The sequence below is a fragment of the Bernardetia sp. MNP-M8 genome, from assembly GCF_037126285.1.
In the GTDB taxonomy this organism is placed as follows: domain Bacteria; phylum Bacteroidota; class Bacteroidia; order Cytophagales; family Bernardetiaceae; genus Bernardetia.
This window is the reverse complement of sequence record NZ_CP147012.1, coordinates 5,069,534-5,089,360: the sequence shown is the minus strand read 5'-3', so window position 1 is coordinate 5,089,360 and position 19,827 is coordinate 5,069,534. Positions and strand designations below refer to the sequence as shown.

Annotated in this window: 15 protein-coding genes; 8 read left to right on the top strand and 7 right to left on the bottom strand. The window is 31.2% G+C overall.

Annotation, left to right across the window (positions count from 1 at the left end; translation table 11 throughout):
* Positions 1–29: 29 nt before the first annotated feature.
* From V9L04_RS20570 to ald, 6 genes are all read left to right on the top strand, one after another.
* Entirely contained in the window at positions 30–716 is a 687-nt protein-coding gene (locus V9L04_RS20570) for a hypothetical protein (protein ID WP_338791814.1), read from the top strand.
* A 19-nt stretch (positions 717–735) separates the two neighbouring features.
* Entirely contained in the window at positions 736–1,230 is a 495-nt protein-coding gene (locus V9L04_RS20565) for a nitrous oxide reductase accessory protein NosL (RefSeq protein WP_338791813.1), read from the top strand.
* Between the two features lie 208 nt (positions 1,231–1,438).
* Positions 1,439–2,830 (top strand): hydroxymethylglutaryl-CoA synthase, encoded by a 1,392-nt coding sequence (locus V9L04_RS20560; protein WP_338791812.1) that lies wholly within the window; start codon positions 1,439–1,441, stop codon positions 2,828–2,830.
* 25 nt (positions 2,831–2,855) lie between these two features.
* Positions 2,856–3,764 carry a hypothetical protein gene (locus V9L04_RS20555; RefSeq protein WP_338791811.1) on the top strand — a complete coding sequence of 303 codons (909 nt, stop codon included), beginning with the start codon at positions 2,856–2,858 and terminating at the stop codon, positions 3,762–3,764.
* Between the two features lie 82 nt (positions 3,765–3,846).
* Entirely contained in the window at positions 3,847–4,344 is a 498-nt protein-coding gene (locus V9L04_RS20550; protein WP_338791810.1) for an NfeD family protein, read from the top strand.
* Positions 4,345–4,690: 346 nt separating this feature from the next.
* Positions 4,691–5,821 carry an alanine dehydrogenase gene (gene ald, locus V9L04_RS20545; RefSeq protein WP_338791809.1) on the top strand — a complete coding sequence of 377 codons (1,131 nt, stop codon included), beginning with the start codon at positions 4,691–4,693 and terminating at the stop codon, positions 5,819–5,821.
* A 96-nt stretch (positions 5,822–5,917) separates the two neighbouring features.
* Here the strand turns inward: ald and V9L04_RS20540 are convergent, their stop codons facing one another.
* From V9L04_RS20540 to V9L04_RS20510, 7 genes are all read right to left on the bottom strand, one after another.
* Complete coding sequence (locus V9L04_RS20540; protein ID WP_338791808.1) at positions 5,918–8,536, bottom strand: immunoglobulin domain-containing protein; 2,619 nt, start codon at positions 8,534–8,536, stop codon at positions 5,918–5,920.
* Between the two features lie 490 nt (positions 8,537–9,026).
* Positions 9,027–10,145 (bottom strand): 4Fe-4S dicluster domain-containing protein, encoded by a 1,119-nt coding sequence (locus V9L04_RS20535; RefSeq protein ID WP_338791807.1) that lies wholly within the window; start codon positions 10,143–10,145, stop codon positions 9,027–9,029.
* Positions 10,146–10,335: 190 nt separating this feature from the next.
* Entirely contained in the window at positions 10,336–14,544 is a 4,209-nt protein-coding gene (locus tag V9L04_RS20530) for a TIR domain-containing protein (RefSeq protein ID WP_338791806.1), read from the bottom strand.
* Positions 14,545–14,616: 72 nt separating this feature from the next.
* A complete protein-coding gene (locus tag V9L04_RS20525; RefSeq protein ID WP_338791805.1) occupies positions 14,617–15,324 on the bottom strand; it encodes an ATP-binding cassette domain-containing protein in 708 nt (235 codons plus the stop codon).
* A 211-nt stretch (positions 15,325–15,535) separates the two neighbouring features.
* Positions 15,536–15,880, bottom strand: coding sequence for a transposase (locus tag V9L04_RS20520; RefSeq protein WP_338794217.1), 345 nt, complete (start codon positions 15,878–15,880; stop codon positions 15,536–15,538).
* Positions 15,881–16,086: 206 nt separating this feature from the next.
* Positions 16,087–16,713, bottom strand: coding sequence for a hypothetical protein (locus V9L04_RS20515; protein WP_338791804.1), 627 nt, complete (start codon positions 16,711–16,713; stop codon positions 16,087–16,089).
* Between the two features lie 109 nt (positions 16,714–16,822).
* Entirely contained in the window at positions 16,823–17,350 is a 528-nt protein-coding gene (locus tag V9L04_RS20510; protein ID WP_338791803.1) for a hypothetical protein, read from the bottom strand.
* A gap of 252 nt (positions 17,351–17,602) precedes the next feature.
* On the opposite strand from V9L04_RS20510, the gene V9L04_RS20505 reads away from it, so the two are divergent.
* Positions 17,603–17,947 carry a hypothetical protein gene (locus V9L04_RS20505; RefSeq protein WP_338791802.1) on the top strand — a complete coding sequence of 115 codons (345 nt, stop codon included), beginning with the start codon at positions 17,603–17,605 and terminating at the stop codon, positions 17,945–17,947.
* 177 nt (positions 17,948–18,124) lie between these two features.
* Positions 18,125–19,798, top strand: a complete 1,674-nt coding sequence (locus tag V9L04_RS20500; protein WP_338791801.1) for an adenylate/guanylate cyclase domain-containing protein — start codon at positions 18,125–18,127, stop codon at positions 19,796–19,798.
* Positions 19,799–19,827 lie beyond the last annotated feature (29 nt).

The window sequence follows — 19,827 nt, the reverse complement described above, 5'->3', positions numbered from 1 at the left end:
TAGAATTAATTACATAACAATAGTATTACGTGGAAAATCCGTTTTCATCAACTCCAGACCAAATACCGTCTTCCTATTATCTTCAACTAACAGCTGCTTTTGTTCGTGGAAAACTTAGCACTCCTTCAGCTACTCAAACTTATTTCAAAAAACCGTTAGAAGATTTGATTCATGAAGAAAACCATGAATTAGTTAAATTAGGAGAAGAAAAAAAGCTAGAATTAGATTTCTTAAAAAAAGAAGCTCCTGCACCTTATTTAGACAAACTTTTTGGAGTATTACGTGGTGTTCAGCCTGACCAAGTGCTTAATTTAGAAAAAAAACAAACCGATTTTGTTTGGCAATTAGTTGACGAGTTTCATTATTTGCCTACAATTGCACTGTCTATGGACAAAAAGCAAGTTGATAGAATCAAGAATTTACACAAAGGAGGCTTTACTACACTTTCTACAAAAGAAAATCTACCTTTTCCAAAACTTCAAGGCTATCCTAGTAATCAGTTTGATGTGGTTACAAGTACAGATGGTTTTGAAACTGAAAAAGAATTAATGGAAGCCTTACCCGAACTAACTCGTGTTACTAAACGCTTTATTATTCTTACTTTTCCAGAAAAATTTAATCAAAAGCTCATCCGTGATTATTTAGAATCACAAAATATATTGCAATTTCGTGTCGAAAAACCCGAAGAGTATTGTATTCTTATTGGAAGAAAATAACCTAGTAAATCTAAAAAAAATGTTTAAATCTTTGAAACTAACTTTTTTTGTTTTTATTAGTGCAAGTATGTTCTTTTACTCTTGCACAACTACTACAAAGAAAGATGAGCAAAATATAGAATCAACAGAGCAAAAATATGAGTGGACAGACTGCCAAAATTGTGGCATGCCTACTAATGACTTTCCAAACTGGCAGGTTATGCTAAAAGCCAATTCTAAAAATTTAGCCTTTTGCGCACCTCGTTGTATGTTTATTCACTTAGCTGATTCTTCAAATAATGTAGTTACTTCTATTGACAAAATGGAAGTTACAGACTATTATACCACTCAAAAGATAGATGGGACAACTGCTTTTTATGTAACAGGAAGTGATAAAACAAGTCCAATGGGGAAGGATTTTGTTCCTTTTTCTAAACAAGAAGATGCCCAAAGTTTTATGCAAGAACATAACGGCAAAAAAATCTATTCTTTTGAAGAGATTAACAAAGATGTGGTTGTTTTAGAATTGAAGTAAATTTAAAGATTAATGCACATCAATTTCGTCAAAATAAGAAACTTATAGCCATTGTCGGTGTCCCACCGACGACCAATCAAAATAAATATGCAAAAAGTAATACTAACATTTTCTAATGATATTTTTATAGATTTGTGAACAGACAAAATAAACTAATAAAAACACACAAAGAATTATTTATATTATTTACTTATGATCTTACTTTTTGATGAATCAAAATACAGTACAAGTTGGCATTGATGCCATGTCTTTTTATGTTCCTTCTATTTATTTAGATTTAAAAACGTTAGCTCCTTCAAGAAATCTTGATTATGATAAATTGAGTAAAGGGTTAGGCGTTTTGAAAATGGCTCTTCCAAATGTCAATGAAGATGCTGCAAGTATGGCAGCCAATGCCGTTTTGAAATTGATAACAGATTATAGTCTTAATCCCAAAGATATTGGAAGACTTTATGTAGGTACAGAATCAGGACTTGATGGCGCAAAGCCTATTGCTACTTATGTTTTGGGAATGCTTACCAAAAAATTACAAGAAGAGAATAATGTAGAAGAAGAATTCTTTGAAAATTGTGATGCCATAGATATGACTTTTGCTTGTATTGGTGGTGTTGATGCGCTTCAAAATACATTAGATTGGAGTAGAAATAATAAAAACCGTATTGGTATTGTTGTCTGTACAGATTATGCCAAGTATGAAAAACATTCAGGTGGAGAGTATACACAAGGAGCTGGCGCAGTTGCTATGTTGATTAAACAATCTCCTAGGTTACTTGCCATTCATGATGTTTGGGGAGTTTCTACAAAAAGTGAACACGATTTTTTTAAGCCTGATTTTAGCGAAACTCCTGTTTTTGATGGACAATTTTCGAATTCTTGTTATCAAAATCGTCTGCGTGATGCTTATTTTTCGTTCAAAAAACAGGCTGTTAAAGAAAATTTATACACTCAAAACGATATTCTTTCCGAACAATGGAATAGTTTGATTTTTCATTTGCCATATGCGTTTCATGGAAAGCGAATGTTTAGTCAGCTTTTTACTGAAGAAAGAATTTTGACAGGTAGTTTAGCAGCCAATGAGGAAATAAGAAAAGAGTTTTTAGAAAAATTGAATCTGAGTCAAGAAGATATAAATATAGATTTAAGTCAATTAGTTAAACATGTTTCCAAAACAGATTTATATAGAGATTTTGTAAATCAAAAAATTGCTGATAGTCAATTAGCTTCTTCCGAAATTGGAAATATGTACACAGCTTCTATTTTTATGGCTTTGATGAGCTGTTTGGAAATGAAATTGTCAAAAGGGAATGAAAAAGATAATTTAGAAAATCAAAAAATAGGTTTTTGTGCCTATGGAAGTGGTTCAAAGTCAAAGGTTTTTGAGGGTGTCTTACAATCAGGTGCAAAAGAAATTATAGAAAAATTTAATCTTTTTTCTACTCTGAAATTGCGTCAAGCCATTGATATAGAGACTTATGAAAAACTTCATGACAAAACACAAACTACTTCATTGGCTTTACAGCAAAATAATTTTGTATTGTCTGAAATCAAAAAAGAACCTGTAACACTAACAAAAGCACGGTTTTATTCGTATCTGAAATAATCTTAAAGGGTAAATAATTGAAATAATGCACATTCATAAAATAAATTCTACCTTATCCGAACATCAAAATTTCCTAGCCCAAAATAGAAAAGACCCAATTACAGGCGATTCTATTTTAGAAGGCGATGAAGTGGTTTTTTGTGTAGGTTGTAAATCTGTTTTTTTAAAAGATACGTGGGAGTATTTAGGAAAAAGACATTGTGAGCAGAATGAAACATTATCTAAATTTCCTGTCCAAAAAGCGATACGATTAGAGCTAGAGAATGATATTTTGTTTTATACTTCACTTCCAAAATATACTTCACATCCAAAACTGGATGAAATACAAGACAATATTCCTAGTGAAACCAATAAAATCCCTTGGATTCAGGCTTCTCAAAAAAACCACCCTACTGTTTATAATCCTTTTATACCTGTAGGTCTTTGTTTGTTTACTCTTTGTATATTCCTGTTTGCATCAGCAGCAATTATTAAAGCTTTAGCAATTTATATTCCTTTTATTGTTATACTAGGTATTTATCCACTATATGACTGGTACTATGGACAAAGAGTAAAATCTACTTATAAAGATTTTACAGATAATACATTTTACATTACTAAAAAAACAATCGGTTTTGCAAGTAGATATGGATTTGAAGAATTTATTTTACCAGCAGAAAATATAACAAATATCGTTTTTTACGAAAAAAACAATCTTTCTTCAAATAGTTATTGTATGGTTTATTATAAAAGTAATGGCATCAATACATCAATGAAATTTAATGTAGATAGTGAAATATTGCAAACTGGAACTATTCTTTTTCCTGCTCTTAATGCTTTATTTAAAAAGCAAAATATTTCAGTAGAGATAGAAATTAATCAAGAAAATACACTGCACCACGTTCAGAGAATGGTTGCTAATGGCAACTCTAATATTCGTGTTTCTACTGTTTAACTAAAAAAGAACCTGTAACACTAACAAAAGCACGATTTTATTCGTATTTGAAATAAAACTTCAATCTAACATCAATTTACTAGTGGAACTATTTTTAATTGGCTTTCTATTTTTTGTTGCAATGATTACCCTTACTATAGAAATTCTTTCGGGAACTATAAAATTTGGGGTAATCAGTCTTTTTATGACTCTTTTAGGGACTGCACTGACCTACTTCTTTTTTGGAATAGATGCTTCTGTTTGGACACTTTTTATTGCTTCTATCTTTAATATTGGTGCAATTGCCTATAGTGTTCGTTCCAAATCTTGGGAAAAGTTTAGTCAAAAACAAGCAATAGAAGGCAAACATGATGATAAAGATACAGAAAGAAAACTATTACTTTACCCTGAACAAAGAGGAAAGACAATTTCTAGTTTGCGTCCAAATGGAAGAGTAAATATTGATGGAGAAATATTTGAAGTGCGTTCGCTCAATGGTGGTTTTATTGAATCTGGAAAAGAAATAATGATTGCAAAAATAGAAAATTCGAAAATATATGTAGTTTCTGCAAAAGGAAATAATTTACCTTTGATAGATTAATGCGAATTTGGTAGTAGCAATTCTCATACATCGTCAGTGACACACCCACAACAGCAAAATATATGAACTTTTGTTGGTATTTATTATACGACACCAACAAGAAAATGTACAAAAAGCCTATTCTTAAATAACTTCAACGACAAAATTATTTATAGAAATTATCTTTTTAATTTTTTTTAAACAGCAACTTAGAAAAAGAGGGATTATTTGCTTTCAAAAAATTATCTTTGTGATAAGTTAGCAAAAAATAGAAATTTATTTTAGTAATTCGAATTTTTAATCCTTTGTTTGTTCAAACTCTGATTCAAAGACTAATTACAACACATTTATAAAAACACACAAAATTATGATTATTGGTGTTCCAATGGAAATCAAGACCGACGAGAGTCGTGTAGCTCTTACTGTCGGTGGAGTAGCCGAACTTATTCATCACGGACATACTGTTTATATCCAAAAAGGGGCAGGTATTGGAAGTGGTTTTCCTGATGCTTTGTATGAGAGTGTAGGTGGAAAAATATTGCCTACTATCGAAGAAGTATATGCAATTGCAGATATGATAATGAAGGTAAAAGAGCCAATTGAGCCTGAATACAAACTGATTAAAGAGAATCAAGTTGTATTTACTTATTTTCATTTTGCCTCTTCTGAACCTCTTACAAAAGCAATGATAGAAGCAAAGGCTGTTTGTATTGCTTACGAAACAGTAGAACAAGCTGACCGTTCTTTACCTCTTCTTATTCCAATGTCTGAAGTAGCTGGTCGTATGTCGGTTCAACAAGGTGCAAAATATTTAGAGAAACCAATTAAAGGTCGTGGTATTCTTTTGGGTGGAATACCTGGTGTTCAGCCTGCAAAAGTGCTCGTTTTGGGTGGTGGAATTGTAGGAACACAGGCTGCAAAAATGGCTGCTGGTTTGGGTGCAAGTGTTACTATTATGGATGTTAGTTTGCCTCGTATGCGTCATCTTGATGATATTATGGCTGAGAATGTAACAACTATCATGTCAAATCAATATAATATTGAACAAGCAGTTCAAGAATCTGATTTGATTATTGGTGCTGTTTTGATTCCGGGTAGAAAAGCTCCTCGCTTAGTTACTCGTGAAATGCTTAAACTTATGCGTCCAGGAACTGTACTTGTAGATGTAGCTGTTGATCAAGGTGGTTGTTTCGAAACTACTAAAGCAACTACACACCGTGACCCTACTTATATTATTGATGATGTAGTTCATTATTGTGTAGCCAATATGCCTGGTGCTGTTCCTTATACTTCTACTGTTGGTCTTACAAATGCAACTTTCCCTTATGCTATTCAATTGGCAAATAAAGGCTGGGTAAAAGCATGTCAAGAAAATAAAGAATTATTATTAGGACTTAATATCGTTAAAGGCGATGTAGTATATGAAGGTGTAGCAGAAGCATTTGAGCTACCTTATGTAGATGTAAATACTGTATTTGAGAAAGAAATGGCTCACTAATCTTGTCATTTTAGATTCTGAAAAATTATAATAAGCCATTCCATCTTTTTGATAGAATGGCTTATTTTATAGCCTATATATTTCTATTAGTCAGAATTATTCAGAAAGAATAAATTTTCTTAAAGCTGCACCATCTACAGTTTCTATTTTAAGCTGATACATTCCTCCTGTCAGTTTATCTACATAAATTTTATAACGACTAGAAGATATATATTCTGCTTTTAAATCAATTTCTCTTCCAATAGCATCAATTAATGTAAATTTAGGTGTTCTATTTAGATAAGTAGTTCCAAAGTCTACAAAGAAAATACCATTATTGGGATTTGGAAATAAAGTAAGACTACGAAGTTCGATAGGTTCTTCTATAGCAGTAATTTGTCGATTGAAAATTATACTAGAAGAAATTGAACTACAACCTACTTCAGAAACAACTAAAAGACTATATTCTCCGTCTTCTGTTGGTTTATATGTTTCTTCAAAAGCATTTTCGATAGCTTCTCCATCTTTTAACCATTGGTAGCTTATTGATTCTGTGCTTGTTACAGAGCTGGTAAAGAAAGTATTATCCACTAATTCAATGGATAATATAGGTTGTGGTAGTGTTATGATTTCTATTTCATTCGAACGAGCTGTACAGCCTGCTGCTGTTGTAACTTCCGCTGTGTATTTTCCTGCTTGGGTTACAGTATAATTTTTTTCATTAGCAAAAGCTAAGATAACACCATCTTTTCTCCAACGAATTTTTGGACTTCCTGCAAAATCTGAATTAATTTCTAGTCGTAATCCAAATGGTTGAGCTTCACAAAAAACAGTTTGTTGAGGTTGGTTCAATTCAAAAGTTGCATTTTCAACACATTCTACATTCAAAACAACTTTTCTTCTTTGAAGTGTAAGGTTTGGTAGAGCTGCATTGGTAACAAATGCTGTATAAATTCCTGCATCTGAAATTTGTACTCTATTTAGTGTTAGCATTTGAAGTGTAGAAATATCTTGTCCATCTTTTAACCATTGATATCGATTTCCATTTCCTGATGTTTGGATACTAAAAGAAATAGATTGATTTACAGTTGCTAAAATATCTTGTTCTTCATTGATAAGAGCTTGAGGAGCATAATCAAAAAATTGTAAATTACGATTTGCGTAAGGCAATAAATCATCAAATTCTAAGCTGTTTTCAGATACACGCAATACACCTAAATTAGATAATTGTGTAATCTCAGTAGGAATAGATGTTAGTTGGTTTGTATTTACTTCTAAAATAGTAATAGCACTCATATTATTCATTGCTATTGGTAAATTAGCAATAAAATTACGATTAGCATACAATTCTCTCAGTTTTACAAGGTTTGTAATAGAGTTTGGAAGTTCTGAAAGATTATTATCACTAACATTGAGAACTAATAATTCACTCAAACTTCCTAAAGTAATAGGAAGTGAGCTAAATTTATTATCATTGATATAAAGATTTTGTAGACTAGACAAATTACCAATTTCAGTAGGTAAAGCATCTAAATTATTTCTTGAAAGCCAAAGAGCTTGAAGAGTAGTGAGTTTGCCAAAAGAAGATGGAACAGCACCTTCAAAGTTGTTTTTATCTAGGTCTATATAAGTAAGTTGGGCAAGTTCTCCTATTGTGACAGGAATTTGTCCCTCCAGTTTATTATCAAAAAAGCTCAAGTAGCGTAGTTCTGAAAATAAATTTGCATCAAAAACCTCTGGGAGATTTCCTGTAAGATTACGTTTCGATAAATCTAATTCTCTTACTTTATTTCCTCTTAGTGTTACACCTTCCCAAGTAGCAACTGGATTATTTAAGTTCCAAGGGTTTATCCAATTTGTTCCTCCTGTTTGGTCGTGAATTTCTACTAATGCTAATGAATCAAATATATCTACAAAACCTTCTACATTTAGGCTAATTGTATGACGTTGCAAAATCAGTTGTGTAGCTTGTGTATTTGTTATTCTACAATAATATGCTCCTGCATCATTTGGAGTTACATTTGTGACTGTTAGAGTAGAATTTGTTTGTCCTGCCAAAATTGTATTGTCCTTAAACCATTGATAGCGATTAAAATTCCCAGCAGTTTCTGAATAAAATGTAACTGATTCACCTTGTAGAATAGTAGTGTCTTTTGGAGCATAGATTTTTGCTTGAGGAGAATATATAAAGGAAGGAATTATATTGATAAAGCCTTCTGCTGACCCAAAATCTAATCTATTACTTCCAATATTCATCTGAAAATTAGATTCATTGATTCTAGAAAAATTACGAACTGAATTAGGAAGTGTTCCTGTTAAATTATTATCATTTAGATTTAATGTAACAACAGAACCATAAGCTATCTCAACACCTTGCCAAGTAGAAACTGGAGTAGTCAAATCCCACGAAACAAACCAATTATCTCCTCCAGTTCTATTATAAATATCGACTAAAATAAGCGAGTCGTTTCTGCCAATATAATAAGGCTCATTTGCACCTGTCATGTAAATATAACCTAACTGACCAGAAAAAGTATCATTCCCAATTTGAGGAGAAACAATTGCTTCACCTAGTACACCAAAGTTTTGAAAGTTACCCGAACTGCTTGCTCCTCCTCCTCCAGATACTACACTAGCAGGTTGTTGGAATGTGTTTTGAGAATAACAAAAGTCAATATGTACACAAAAAGTAAAAAAAATGAGGAGATAAATCCTGTAAATAGTAGATGTGTTCATAAAATAATAGAAATAAAATGATAGTAAAAAAATAGATAGAGAAAGAAAGCATACCAATTATATATAATAAAATCTATTTGGCTCTTCCGACAATTTAGCGAAATTATAAAAGGGTGTGCGTTCGTTTTAGCTTCGCTGAGGGTTACACCGTTCTCAAAAACGAATGAAACGCTTCTGAGGAAGCGTTTTTTTCAGTTCTGAGGAACTGAACACACAATGTTTCGCTAAAAAGTCGGAAGAGCCATCTATTTTAGTTCTGATAACGTACAATATCTTTTATAGGTTACTGTTCTAAAAGCGAACTGTTTTGATATAATGTATAGAGTATATAAATATAGTTTGTATTGGTATATATTTAGAAAGAAAATATTTGTTAACTTATATTATAAAAAAATAATAACTAAAAAGCACAATTATTTAATATAAGTAATAAATGTATAGACTTTGATGCAAATTTTAATTGTGACAAATTTACATAAAAAATGAAGTCTTATTCTTTTTCCAAATCAGAATTATTACCGTTTTCAGAAGGGTCTTCTAATTTTGGTAATTTTTTTTCTGTATCTATTTTAGTAACTTGATTTTCAGATTTTTGTTTGGGTAATTTAATCTTTATGATGTTTTTTTTGCTTTCCAAAGACTTTTGAGTTTCATTTGTTGGCTTATTTGAATTTGTAGATTTGGGAATTTTTATCTTGATTATTTTTTTTTGCTCAATTTTTGGTTCTTGCTTCTCTTTTTCTTTTTTTGCTTCATTTTGAGAAGATAGATTTTGGTTTTCTGTGGATTGCTTTTTTATAGGTAATTTTATCTTAATTGGTTTTATCTTAGCTTTATCGCTTGTGTTTTTCTCTTCTTTTTGTTGTTCTGTTTTTAATGGGGCAGCAATTTTTTTAATTTTAATAGTAGGTTTTTTAATTGCTTTATCTTCTTCTGACTGAACTGTTGGAGTTATTTTTATTTTTTGAGCAGGTTTAGAAATAGTTGTTTTGACTACTTTTTTAATTGTCTTTTCAGCTTGAAAATCGTCCCATTCTCTTTGTTTTTGAGTCGCTTCTTCTTGAGTAAGATTTCCAAATTCATAATTCATCTTAGTTATATCAGTTTCACTAAAATCAAATTCTTTGGTCATGGTTAGGCATTCTGTCGGACAAACAACTGTACACAATCCACAAAAACAACATTTTGCCATATCAATATCAAACTTGGCAGCATAAAAACGAATAGGCGAACCATCAGAAGCTCTTCCCACTTGCTCAGTTCCACGAATAGCATCAATTTCGATGCAATTTACAGGACACACTTCCACACATTTGTTACAGACAATACAATCCTCAATTTCATTATGCAGTTTATATCTTCCGTTATCAGGAATCGGCATCATCTCGTGAGGATACAAATTTGTTACAACTCCTAGATTTGAACTATAAGTAGCATCAAAAGGTTGATTTTTGGCAGCATTTGCATTTCCACTTGTGTTGTTTTCTGTTTTAGCTAAACTTTGTATAGATTTTTGAAAATGCTCCCATGTCATACTCAAACCTTTTGCTGTTGTTTGAGTGGCTTCTTTTAGGTCTTTCCAGTAGGTGTTTTTGCTTTCTTTGCTCATTTTTAAGATTATCTTATTATTTATTCTGGTGGTGTTGTAAAAAGTAGGATAGGTTTATTTGTCGTTGGCAGAGACACTTACAACAGCTAAGTATTGTCATTCTTGGTGTTCTCCCCGTGTTTTCCCCAACGATAATTTACCAAAAAAATAAAACATGATATAAAATATCATACTTTGTGAAATAGCCTTTTTATTCTAATATGACTGTTTGTTTCTTTTTGATGTTTATATTTTTGAAAAATTTGTATAACTGCCAAACAAGAGGAGTAAGCCAAATAATAAAAAACAAGATATAAAATAGAGGTGTGTCTATTAAATCACCGAAAGGCACTACAAAAATAAGTAATAGTACCGTCCACCAAAAGAAGAAATTAGTAATTAAATTTAATTTGTCTTTTTGCTTAAATGCAACAAAAATAGTAAATATATATAAAATAAAGATATAAAACAGTAATAAAAAGCTAGAAATTATAAGGAAATAATTTGAACCTCCTCCAGTTCCTCCATTTAGTTCTATAACTACTCCCACCAAAAAGAAACCTCCTAGGATAATAGCAGGAATGTACATTTTCAAAATAGTTAGGCTATATTTGGCTTTTTGATAGGTATATAATACATATTGATGAATTAAAGTTCTTAAAAGATAGATAAACGGAAAAATTAATAAAACAAAATAAGTAGATAAATCACTTTCAAAGGATAATTTTGTTATAGAAAAAACAATAAAAAATGAAATTGTGGAAACTAAAATTCCTATCCAATCAGCAAAATAGTTGAAGTTGCGTTGAGAAAATTCTTTAGCTGCTTTTTCAGTGGCAAACCACGTAATACCTACCACTAACCATATAAAAATATTTACTCCTCCAAAAGCCTTAGAAAGCGTATTGGTAAAGCCTTCAGCACGATTTGTATAATGAAATAGTAAGAGTAAAAATATAGCTAAAAAAACAGTTACTATTGTATAAAGAATGCCATTGAAGTAGAGTTTTCCTTTTAAATATTGTATTCCAAAAAATGCTCCTGCAATAATTAAAGAAATTCCAGAAGAAAATGCCACAGGAATAATATAATTATCCGTCATAATAAAGAAAAACCATCCTACTCCAATAAAGAAACCAACAAATAAGTAAATAATAATTTTGAAATATTTTTGCGCCAAAAAGAGCATATTCATATAGTTTAATACCAAAATACTCATTAAAAAGACAGTCAAAAATAAAATTCCTTTAGCTATCATATCAGCTACCTCTGCTGGTACTTGTCTATAATCATCTAATTTAGCTACTTGATAATGTATTTTTTCTTCAGCAGACAAGGGAGGTATTTTTTCTAAAGTAGATTGTATTTTACTAGGAAAAGCAAAAATATAGGCTGTATTATAATTGTAAGCTACTGCATAATTAGAGTCAAGGTATGAAAAACGAGTGTATTTAGGAAAGCCATAAGTGATAATAGTAGAATCCTTCTTTTTATCTTTTACGAGTCTCCAAGCATCATCTTCGTCATTTATCAAAACATGCTCTTCAAGTATAAAACTTGTCTTTCTATCAATAATAGTTTTCTCAAGGTACTTTATTCCTCTTTTTTGTTGCCATATATTTTTTATCTTTTTATAGAGTTTGTCTTGAGAATCCCAATCAATATCATTTCCATTATAATAACTGATTTTGTTTCCTAATGTATCGAAAAGTGTAAATCCTGTTGGGTAATAATCTGTATTTATTCCTCCTTCTATTGCTACACTAAAAAGACTATCATTCAATTCTATAAAACTTAGCTTAATGTCTTGTTGTGTTATGTTATCTTTTCGAATAGTTCTGATTTTATTGCCGTTTTTGTCAAAAGAAATAATTTTATCATCATCAGAATGAGTTATGATATAATTTCCATCATCTGATATGGCTACAAAACAAGGTTCTATAATATTTTGATGATGAGTATAATCTCCCTCTAATTCTGCATTTAATAGAGAAAGGTTATTAATTTTGCTTTGATAGTCATTTGATTTATTATCTGTAATAGTTTTGATAAACTGTCCCTGTCCATTAAACAAACTTAACCCATCATGACCCACTGTAATAAAACGAGATTTATTTGTAGCCCAAACGACTGATAGTATAGAATCCTCTGCTTTTAGTTCTGTAAAAATAGGCTCATCAGTAGGAAAAATATTTGCGTCTTCTATTATATGATATAGGTTTTTTACTGCTACTAATGAAACTTTTTCATTTACTTTATAGGCTTCATGGGCAAGTTGTAAGGCTCTATCAGGCGAAGTTTCTAACATATCCTTAGACTCAAAAACTAAATTTTTGATAGCTAACTCTTGTTGATGTTTGTAGGATTTGTACCACTGAGAACCTGCAAGCATTGCCACAGCCAATATAATTGCTACTGCTGCAATAGCAATTTGCTTGTTTCTTTCAATAGCTCGTTTAACTTTTCCCTCTTGATTTAGGCTTTCTTTTAGAAACTCTTCTTGCAGTTGAGTAACTAAAGGAATTTTTTGATTTTCTTTTGCTCCTTCTATCCATTCATTTGCAAGTAGCAGCTCATTTCCACGCAATAAAAAATCATTGTTTTTATCAAAATAAGCCCATTCCATTGCTTCATTTTGCCACTTTGTATGTGCTTGTACGTGTTCTCTATCTGTATCAAGGGTGCGCAAAATTTCGGTAAACTGATTATCAAATTTTGTAGTATTTGTTCTAAAATCTATCCATTGAACAGCCGAAAGTGCCCCATGTAATTCGTCCGTATTTATTTCTCTATATAATAAAGTGACAAAACGCTTTCCTAATTTTTGAGCATATTCTACCTCGTCAGCACAATAAGGCGATAAAATAGATTCAGGCGAAAGAATAAAGACTATATTATCAGCATTTTGTATTCCTTCATAAATTTCTTTTTGAAAATCTGCTCCTGATGCAATGCTTTCTTGGTCAAACCATGTTGTTTTTCCTGCAATCTGTAAACTCTCATTTAGCTTTCTGGCAATATCTCCATCTGTTCTAGAATATGAAACAAACACATCTGTTCGCTCAGAACTACTTTTGGCTTGACTTTCCTTTATAAAATCTTCGTGAATAGATAGAGGCAATTGTGTTTCTCTTTTTTGACCAATCTTTAGCCATATTTTAGCTTGTTCTAAGTTATGTCCACGCAAAAGCATAGAAGCATTTTTATCTTGACGCTCCCATTTTAAAGCCTGCGTAAGCAAAATTTTATGACGCTCTATATATTCTTTGTCGTTGTCAAGAATTTCTAAAAGCTCATCTATATCTTTTTCAAAATCAGTTTTTTCATTTTTAGAAAGAGTTATACCCTCCCTATTATCTGTCAAATCTATGTATTGAATATCTTTCAAAATGAGAGGAAACTCACTTTCATCTATTTTTTCTAAACGTAAAGGAATAATTCTCTTATTCAAAGAAATAGCGTATTCCAATTCTTCTATACAATATTTTGACTCCAAAGATTCTTTTGTAATCAGAAAAATTAAATTATCAGCTCCTTCTACTCCTTTTTTGATAGCTTTATGAAAATCAACACCTGAATTTAGGTCGTTTACGTGTGTCCAAGAGGTATATCCATACAAAGCAAGCATATAAATAACTTGCCCTCTTGTCACGCTGTTGCCTTCTTTTTCTTTTTCGGCAGAAGCAATAAAAACATCCGTTTGAAGGTTATTTGCATTCTTTTTCGCTTCTGAAATAAAACGAGCATGTAAATCAGAAGGAAAACAAGGAGGTTGAGTAGAATCAAAACGATTAAATAGCCATTCTTCAGCTTGTTTTCTTTCATTGGCTACCAATAAGTGCATCGAATTATGATGATTCTTTTCCCATTCAATGGCTCTAAAAAGAATTTCTGTATGCCTTTGTACATATTCTTTTTCCTGCTCTAATAAAGAAAGCACACCTTTAAAGCCTGTATCAAAATCATCAATGTTTTCATATTCTGTTTGGTCTTTATTTTCTTCCCATTTTTGACGCATATACACCCAATTTATTTTTCCAATAGCAGGGTGCATCCTGTCCCAAACTTCTTTTGTAGTAGGTTCGATATGAAGAATTGGAATAATTCGTTTTCCTCTTTTTAGAGCCAAATCAATTTCTTTTCGGCAATAAGGAGATTTTACAGCATGAGGAGCAATCACAAAAATAAAGTTGTGAGCCGTTTCTATACCTTCATCGATTTGATGTTGAAAATCTACACCTAAAGGAATGTTATTTTGGTCAAACCAAACTTTATAGCCCTTTTCAGTAAGCTGTTCGCATAATTTAGTAGCAAAAGCCTTTGATTCGGCTCTTCCATACGAAATAAAAACATCATTAAAACGAGTATCTAGGCTATCTTCTAATTTATCTAAAGTAGTTGGAGGAGTAATATTGCTCATAAGTAAGTTTTGTTTTTTTTGAAAATACTCACTTTTGAGAAAGAAAACAATGAGTTTATCGAAAAAAAGCTTCTAATCGGTCATTTTCTTGATAACTAAACTTTTATCAATATCTTTTACTTCTCCTTCTTCACAATAAAAAACTCGTGCAGGGTGTTTTTTTAAGAAATTGTGATGATGTGTTGCCATCAGAACGGCTGTTCCTGTTTTATTGATTTCAACAAAAACATTCAAAATATCATTTGCAATAGTTGGGTCAAGATTTCCTGTGGGTTCGTCTGCCAAAACAATCAAAGGGTCGTTGAGTAATGCCCTAGCAATGGCGACACGTTGCTGCTCTCCTCCTGAAAGCTGATGAGGCATTTTGTACATAAGTTCGTCAATACCTACTTGTTTCAAAATTTGGTCTATTCGGTGCTGAATGGCTACTTTATCTGTCCAACCTGTTGCCTGCATTACAAATGCTAGATTTTCAAAAACACTACGGTCTGTAAATAATTGAAAATCTTGAAAAACAATTCCTATTTTTCGTCTAAGAAACGGAATTTCAGAAGACTCTAAATGATTGACACGATAGCCAGCCACTACAATTTCTCCATTTTCGACAGGCAAATCAGCATACAACGCCTTCAAAATAGTAGATTTTCCACTTCCTGTTTTTCCTATTAAATAAACAAATTCGCCACTAGCTACTTCCAAATTCACATTTTGAAAAATAGTTCGACTTTCTTGTGCTAAAAGCACTTCTTGCATACTGGCTACTGAAAAAGGTTTTGTCATTTTTTTTAGAGATTGCAACTTTTCCCACGATTAAAATCGTGGGTTTCGTTTTTTATAGTCTATTTTTATTTAAACACTTACTTAACAACTGATATTGCACAGTCAAAAAAATGAAATCCATAATGGGAAAACAAAATTTGCTGTTTTCTATCTTTCTCTACCTGTCTTCCCACGATTAAAATCGTGGGTTTGTTATAACAGTAAAAAACTTTTATTTATTTGCTAGACGTTTTACCCATTTATCATCTAGTATAAGTCCATGTAGTTCTACAAAACGCTCAAACTCCTCTTTAAAATTAATGTTCTGATGATGCAGTTCTTGGTTTTTGATATATTCTTTTACTTTTTCTATGCCTGATTCACTAACAGAAAAAGCACCATAACCTACTTGCCAACTAAATTTATCCTCTGTTAGATTTTGCTGATTAATTTGATAGGACGTTCCTCCCTTTACTTGCTTTATAACTTCGGCTATATTTTTATTTTTGTTCAAGAGAAATAAAATATGCACATGGTTTGGCATTCCATTGATAGCCAATAAAGGACAGTCTAACACTTTCAATTCGTTTATAATTAAGTTATAAACTTAATTTTTTAGATTTGGTAGAATTACATCTTCTCTATTTTTTGTGCCAAATACTGCATGTATCCAGATTCTTGTGTAAGAATGTGCCATTTTTTTTTGAGTTGTTCATCTTTACCTATAACTAAAGGTATGGGTTTTATTCGACGAAACCCACGATTTTAATCGTGGGCTAGAAGTTAAATCTTCACAGAAGTTACCATTTTTGTAGCGTGTTCTTGCCAGTAGGTATAATCTGTTCCAGTAACGCTAAAATTAACGATAAGCACTTTTCCGTTATAAACACTGTACAAAACTTGATGATAACGAGATTTTCCACCTTTGTTAATAATAGCATTTGGGTCTTCTGGAATTGCTCCAATAAACTCAAACAAAACACCTTCTCGGTCTCCAATATTGATAATTTCACCTTCATTTAAGAATTTTATTTTCTCATAAAACGAATTTGCAATCGCTCCTTTATAAAAACCTTTCAAAAGTTCCATATTCATTTCACTTTCCAAGCCTACTTCTCCCCACTCAAAAATACTTGAGTTGATGCCTAATTCAGCTTTTCGGTCTGGACTTCTAAAAATAGCTAAAGGTCTCTTTGGAGTAAAATATTTTGTTGCAATTTCTTCATCAGACATTTCTACAAAATTATCAGGAATTAGAAGAGTTACACCTTCGCCAATTCGTTTTCTTTTGTATTTATCAGGCATTTGTCCTGCAAAATTGAATGCTGAAAAAATGATTAATAATAAGAAAGCAAATGAAGTTGTTTTTAATGCGTTTTCTTTAATTGTTTTAGTGTTTCTAATTTTCATAGTTGATTTTAATAATGATTTTGATAGGAAATAATTTGATTATATGGAATCTATAATCAAATTATTGTGCCAAAACGAAATCAAATCTAATTCTAGTCTTTTATCGCTTTTAATTTTGTTTTTCTACTCTTACCTTTTCAGCAGCCGTTTTATTCATTCCAAACCAAGCAAAAAATAAGAGTAACCAACCTACTAAAAGTACCAAAACTATAGTGGATAAAATAGAAGCATCGAAAGGAAATTTAGGAGTTGCGCCATTTTCAATCTGAATAGCCACTAAATAAATCATTATGAAAAGATTGATAAAAATTCCTACTCCTTTTATCCAAAGTTTGAAATTATTGAGAAGCATACGACGTGTAGTCTGATTTTTTGCCCAAAAATTACGTTTCGGAATTGGCAAAAACTTTTCAGGTAAGGTAGGAATAACAGTTCCTAAAATCAGAAGAATTCCATTAAAAACAACAATGGCAGCTAAAAAAAGATAGAAAAAACCATTTTTGCTAAGATTAAAAACGCCTCCTACATCATCAATTTTTATAGTAACAGGAGGTTGAAGAATTACATTTTCATATAAAAGAACACCCATCACAGCAAGCATAGAGAGCATCCAAATAAATTTTATAAACTTTATCATATAGCTAAACCAATTACGAATTACGAATTAAAAATTACGAATTAAAAGTTAGTAGAACCAACATAATTAATTTGTAATAAAAGGATTTATTGTATTAAAAATCTATTTTATAAATGAGAAAAAGTAGAGATTGACTATTTTATCTAATCATAAAGCAAAATAAATTAGTAAATTGAGCCACAAAGGTACTAAGAAAGAACAATACTTATGGCTATCAATTACAAAATTACTTTATTTTAAATCTCTACCTTTATGCAAAAAGAATTCTCTTATTGGTTTTGTTTGTTTTTTGTTCTGTTTGCTTTTATTTTTTGTAGTTGTGATTGTCATACAGAGGCAAATGGAATTGTGATGGATAGCCAAACCAAACAACCTTTAGAAAATGTAGAGGTAAGTATTTATTTATCAATGATTCATAAAGACAGCCTAAAAACTCCAATTTTTACAGATAAAAATGGAATTTACAAACTTGCACACGACTATTGTAGCGATTATATGATAGATTTTTATAAAGAAGGTTATGTGAGCTGGACAGCATCTGTCAAGGAGAATGATACAATTTATTTAGAAACTTATGTCGATAATGAAGAATATTAAATATATAGGTTGCTTCTACCATTTAGCATACCTATTTTTGCTTTTAAATTTAACTTTTTTTGAAAAAATTTGTATTTCTACTAGAATCAATCTAATTTAAGTGTTTTATTTTTTACTCTTTCTTTGGTCATTTTATAGCTATTTTTCAAAATGAAAAAGCACAACAAAAATAAATGTATGAAAAAATTTACCTCTCAAAATAAACTGTTTTTTATTTTCTTACTCTTTATAGTGTGTCTATTTTTTATTCCTCAAAATAGCTTTGCTCAAAATTTAGAAACACAGTACAAATCAGCTATTAATAAAGGACGTCCAAATAAAGCAGGAAAACTAGCTTATCAAATAGCACAAGGCTATTATAGAGAAGGAAATACAAGACAAGCTATTGATTATCTAAATGAGGCTGTTAGATATTCAGCTTCTGTAAAAGATTATGATAATTTGGGTAAAACGTATTCTTTATTAGGAGGAGTTTATAAAGGTCAAAAAAATTATGATTTAGCTATTCAGAATTATGAAAAAGCATCAAAAGTCTATGATAGGTTAGGAGACAAGAAGAAAGTTGCCAGTTCTTATTATTTAGGAGGGATTATGTATGCTGAGACAAAACAATATAATAGAGCCATTTACAATTTTGAAGAAACAATACGTATTGCAAGACAAGCAAATGATGCAAAACTAATTTTACAAAGTACTGAATATTTATCAAAAGTACATAGAGCAAAAGGAGATTATTCGAATGCTCAACTATATGCAAACCTGACTGAAAAAATCAGAAATCCTGCCGAAGAAGTAATTAATTTAGAAGAGAAAAAAGATAAAGTGTTAGAAGATTCATTGAATTTCTCACCTACAGAATTAAAACAAAAAAAGGAAGAAGTTGCTGTACTTACTAATAAACAAAAACTCATTACCCAAGAACAAATAGATGCCTTATTAGCAGAAAATACCATAAAGGCAGATAGTTTAAAAGAAGTTTTTGCCCACATTGAGGCTTTAGAAACAGAAAAAAAAGCAGGTGAAAAGTTATTTATGTTTATTGTTAGTGGTGTGGCTTTAATTGCTGTTCTATTAATTGTTTTTATCATTATCCAAAGTAATACAGTAAGAGCAAAGAAAAAAGCAAATAAAGAACTTGCTACAGCAAACCACGAATTAGAAGCTAAAAATGAAGAAATTGAGCAGCAAAAAGAGATGATAGAACGAGAAAAAGAACGTTCGGAAGCATTACTCTTAAACATCCTTCCACGAGAAGTAGCCGAAGAACTCAAACATAATGTAGAACTCAAACCACGTTCTTACGACCAAGTAACTGTTATTTTTACCGATTTTAAAGGTTTTACAAAGGCTGCTGAGTTGCTTAGCCCAGAAGAACTTATTAATGAACTTGCAGAATGTTTTTCTGAATTTGATACCATTTGTGAACGTTGGAATTTGGAACGAATCAAGACAATTGGCGATGCTTATATGTGTGCTGGTGGTGTTCCGACTCCAAACTATACTAATCCTGTTGATGCAGTAAGTGCTGCTATGGAAATGCAAGAAGTCATCGAACAACTAAAACAAAAGAAAATTTTGCAAGGAAAACCCTATTTTGATATGCGTTTGGGTATTCATACAGGTGCAGTGGTGGCTGGTGTCGTGGGTAAAAAACGCTTTGCCTATGATATTTGGGGAGATACAGTTAATTTAGCTGCCCGAATGGAATCTAGTGGAGAAATAGGCAGAGTAAATATTTCAGAATATACGTATTCGCTTGTTAGAGATTATTTTTTCTGTTCCTATCGTGGAAAAATTCAGGCTAAAAATAAAGGAGAAGTAGATATGTATTTTGTCGTTTCTAAATTCTAACAAAACTGAATTCTTAAACAAAATTTATT

What these genes read in the sequence shown, in the direction of transcription:
- V9L04_RS20565 (WP_338791813.1), top strand. Translation starts at nt 736, where the DNA reads ATGTTTAAATCTTTGAAACTAACTTTTTTTGTTTTTATTAGTGCAAGT.
- V9L04_RS20560 (WP_338791812.1), top strand. Translation starts at nt 1,439, where the DNA reads ATGAATCAAAATACAGTACAAGTTGGCATTGATGCCATGTCTTTTTAT.
- V9L04_RS20555 (WP_338791811.1), top strand. Translation starts at nt 2,856, where the DNA reads ATGCACATTCATAAAATAAATTCTACCTTATCCGAACATCAAAATTTC.
- ald (WP_338791809.1), top strand. Translation starts at nt 4,691, where the DNA reads ATGATTATTGGTGTTCCAATGGAAATCAAGACCGACGAGAGTCGTGTA.
- V9L04_RS20540 (WP_338791808.1), bottom strand. Translation starts at nt 8,536, where the DNA reads ATGAACACATCTACTATTTACAGGATTTATCTCCTCATTTTTTTTACT.
- V9L04_RS20535 (WP_338791807.1), bottom strand. Translation starts at nt 10,145, where the DNA reads ATGAGCAAAGAAAGCAAAAACACCTACTGGAAAGACCTAAAAGAAGCC.
- V9L04_RS20530 (WP_338791806.1), bottom strand. Translation starts at nt 14,544, where the DNA reads ATGAGCAATATTACTCCTCCAACTACTTTAGATAAATTAGAAGATAGC.
- V9L04_RS20525 (WP_338791805.1), bottom strand. Translation starts at nt 15,324, where the DNA reads ATGACAAAACCTTTTTCAGTAGCCAGTATGCAAGAAGTGCTTTTAGCA.
- V9L04_RS20515 (WP_338791804.1), bottom strand. Translation starts at nt 16,713, where the DNA reads ATGAAAATTAGAAACACTAAAACAATTAAAGAAAACGCATTAAAAACA.
- V9L04_RS20510 (WP_338791803.1), bottom strand. Translation starts at nt 17,350, where the DNA reads ATGATAAAGTTTATAAAATTTATTTGGATGCTCTCTATGCTTGCTGTG.
- V9L04_RS20505 (WP_338791802.1), top strand. Translation starts at nt 17,603, where the DNA reads ATGCAAAAAGAATTCTCTTATTGGTTTTGTTTGTTTTTTGTTCTGTTT.
- V9L04_RS20500 (WP_338791801.1), top strand. Translation starts at nt 18,125, where the DNA reads ATGAAAAAATTTACCTCTCAAAATAAACTGTTTTTTATTTTCTTACTC.